We start from the raw sequence: 3,035 nt of genomic DNA, 5'->3' as shown, positions 1-3,035 counted from the left end.
CTGCAGCCACAAGCGCCGGCGAAGCGAGCACCGCCGCCGCCGGCGGACCCTTCGCGGCTGCGTGGCGCGCGCCTGCTGCTGGTGGAGGACAACCCGGTCAACCGCGAGATCGCCGAATGGCTGCTGAAGCGCGTCGGCGTCATCGTCGCCGTGGCCTGCAACGGCCAAGAGGCGCTGGAGATGCTGGAACGTGGCTGCTACGACGGCGTGCTGATGGACTGCGAGATGCCCGTGCTCGACGGCTACGAGGCGACGCAGCGGCTGCGCCAACGGCCCCAGTGGCGCGATCTGCCGGTGATCGCGATGACCGCCAACGCACTGGTCGGCGACCGCTTGAAGGCGCTGGCCGCGGGCATGAACGACCACATCGCCAAGCCCATCGTTGTCGACGACATGTACGCCACACTGGCGCGCTGGGTGCAACCGGCGCCGCCGACCTGAGAGCCTGAGTTACTTCCGGGCGAAGTCGTACCACAGCTCGGGACGGTCCAGCGGCGTGCCGGGCGTGAGCAGCGGGTTCGTCAGCTTGATGACCACGCGCTTGTCCAGTTGCGCCCGACGCAGGCGCTCGCCGTGATGCTGGTCGAAGAGTCGGTCCGCCGAGCCGTCGGCGATCGCCTTCTCCAGTCCCTGGCGGATGACCTCTGCCAGGCCCATGTTGGCGCGGTTGAGCATGTAGTAGGCGTCGTAGTAGTAGTGCAGTGCGATGCGCGGCTCGATCTCCAGCGTCTCGGCGTTGCTGGCCTGCTCGTCCCAGATCTCGAGTGCGCTGCGGGGGAAGTAGTCGAAGCGCTGGCTGACGAGCATCTTGAACAGGCCTTCGTAGCTCGGCGCGGTGATGACGGGCACGCCATTGGCCTGCAGGATCTGCGTATCGGGCCATTGCAGCCCTTGGGCGAGACGCACGCGCTTCAGGTCGTCCAGCGTGTTCACGCCGGCGAACCGCGCCGCGTCGCCCTTGCGGATGAGGCCCAGTCGCAAACCGAGTACGCCCTTGTTGATGGGGATGCGCACCACGAGCAGCCGCGCCTCGCGCTCGGCGGAGCTGGGCATGGGTGCGACGTCAATCGCGCGCCCGGCCTCCAGTGCGAGGATCTGGCGCTCCTGGTTCATCGGGATCTCGGCCAGCTCGATCCGGTATTCCGGACCGACTTTGGACAGCGCCAACTTCAGCAGTTGCAGCGCGTAGTCGAAGCGCCGGTCGCCTTCAAACTCCGGGCGAGGAAAGCGGACGACGTCGGCGGCGGCCTGCGTGACGAGCACCAGGCCAAGCAAGAAGCCAAGCAGAAGACGTGCGGGCGACAACATGGATCCTCCAGAGCGTCCTCGCCGGCGGTGATCTTACGCCGCTGCACCCGCTGCTGGTGCCCGACTGTCGGGTGATGCAGCGCGCGGTCGTGGTCGGCGTGGTGGTGGTGATGGGGGCCTTCATGGGCGTGCGGCCAGCAGCATCTGCAACGTGGGCGCCATCGCGCGTTGCCAGATCGCGTATCCCTTCTCGCTGAGGTGCAGCAGGTCGGGCATGACGTCCTTGCTCAGCGAACCGTCGGGATTGAGCAGCGCGGTGCTGATGTCGAGGAAGTGCACGCTGCGGCCGTCGGCGTATCCGGCGATGAGCTTGTTCACGCGCTCGTTGACGCCGCGCAGGTGGTCGTCAGGTTTCTCGCCGCGGGGGAAGATGGCCAGCAACAGCACCTTGGACGACGGCAGGCGCTGGCGGATCTCATCGAGCAGGTGCTTGACGCCGGCAGCGGTGCTCTCTGGGCTGCGCAGGCCGGAATTGTTGGTACCGATCATCAGCACCACCACTTTTGGCGTTATGCCGTCGACCTCGCCTTGCTGCAACCGCCACAGCACGTTCTCGGTCCGGTCGCCGCCGAAGCCCAGTGCCAGCGCATGGTGACGGGCAAAGTCGCGCTGCCAGACCGCGCGCCCGTCGTTCTCCCAGCCCTGGGTGATCGAATCACCGATGAAGACCACTTCGGGCGGCGTGCCGGCAGCGACGAGCCGGTTCTTCTCCTGCAGCTTTTGCGCGTGCAGCGGCAGCCACCAGTCGACCGAGAACGATTCGGTCTGCGGCGCCGGCGTGAACGACTCGGTGCGGTAGTCGGGGCAGGGCAGGCCGGCCTTGGCCTCGCGCGTGATGCGCACGTTGGCCACACTCACACGACCGCTGCCGGCGCCTTCCAGCGCGAACGGCAACCTCACCTTGGAGAAATCGGCACCCTCGCGGGCGAAGCAGCTCATCGCCAGCGCGACGTGCTGCCAGCCTTTCCCGGCCCAGGCGCGCGCCGGCTCGATCAGGTTGACCCCGCGCTCGCAGCCTTCGCCGCAGCCGACCGTGGCGCGCACGCCGCCCTTGGCGAGCTCGTCGACTTCGAGGTCGAACTCCAGCGTACCGCCCAGGTAGGGGCGCAGGTCCAGCGGTTCGCGGCTCTCGAAGCGCAGCATGGTTGCCCAGTGATCCTTCCAGTCAAACCGCACGGCCTCGCGCTGGCCGCCGTTGCCACGCGCGCTGGCACCGACATGGTTAGACCCCGGCGCGATGACGCTGTCGCCTGTCAGCTCGACCTGGTTGCCCCAAGTCCCGACGACGGTGCGCCACGCCGCTGCAGGCGTGGGAAGGATCACCAAGTCGGCGCCTGCCTGCGCCAGCGCGCCTGACGCGGCGGCAGCGAGCGAGATGCCGAGAAGGGCGGTGCGTAGGCGGGTCTTCATGAAGTGGTGTGTGGACATGGGATCGGTTTGCATCGGTGCGGCCACCAGCCACGACGTGCCACTTCCGCGGAGGAGTGGATGCGAAGTGGGCCGCAGGTTCAAGGCGCCGGTTCGAGGATCACGGCGGCGCCGCCGGCGGCGGCCAGCGGCAGAACCAGCACGTCGGCGGACGTGACGGTGCGCACGCTGCGCTTGATCTCGCGGGCCGTCTCGCCGTCCTGCCAGACGGTGGCGCGCCAACGGCCGGGCGTCAGGAAGCGCAGCGGCACGCGCTCGATGCGCGCCTCGTCGCCGGTCATCGCACCCAGGTACCAGCT

Annotated in this window: 4 protein-coding genes; 1 reads left to right on the top strand and 3 read right to left on the bottom strand. The window is 68.3% G+C overall.

The genetic code is table 11. From position 1 onward, the window contains the following. Positions 1–441, top strand: a 441-nt coding sequence (locus AC1DYI_RS30970; protein ID WP_477207952.1) for a response regulator, incomplete at its 5' end; no start/stop codon positions are given. Positions 442–450: 9 nt separating this feature from the next. Here the strand turns inward: AC1DYI_RS30970 and AC1DYI_RS30965 are convergent. The 3 genes from AC1DYI_RS30965 to AC1DYI_RS30955 form a co-directional block, all read right to left on the bottom strand. Continuing rightward, entirely contained in the window at positions 451–1,308 is an 858-nt protein-coding gene (locus AC1DYI_RS30965) for a substrate-binding periplasmic protein (protein WP_477207951.1), read from the bottom strand. A 120-nt stretch (positions 1,309–1,428) separates the two neighbouring features. Continuing rightward, positions 1,429–2,736, bottom strand: a complete 1,308-nt coding sequence (locus AC1DYI_RS30960) for a GDSL-type esterase/lipase family protein (RefSeq protein WP_477207950.1) — start codon at positions 2,734–2,736, stop codon at positions 1,429–1,431. An 80-nt stretch (positions 2,737–2,816) separates the two neighbouring features. Then, on the bottom strand, positions 2,817–3,035 hold a 219-nt coding region (locus tag AC1DYI_RS30955), incomplete at its 5' end, for a glycoside hydrolase family 97 C-terminal domain-containing protein (protein ID WP_477207949.1).

Source organism: Ideonella sp. P3_A4, assembly GCF_056403075.1.
This window is presented reverse-complemented; position numbering and strand designations above follow the sequence as displayed.

Bases quoted from the DNA above. Each gene is read 5' to 3' on its own strand.
- AC1DYI_RS30965 (WP_477207951.1), bottom strand. From the start codon at position 1,308: ATGTTGTCGCCCGCACGTCTTCTGCTTGGCTTCTTGCTTGGCCTGGTG.
- AC1DYI_RS30960 (WP_477207950.1), bottom strand. From the start codon at position 2,736: ATGTCCACACACCACTTCATGAAGACCCGCCTACGCACCGCCCTTCTC.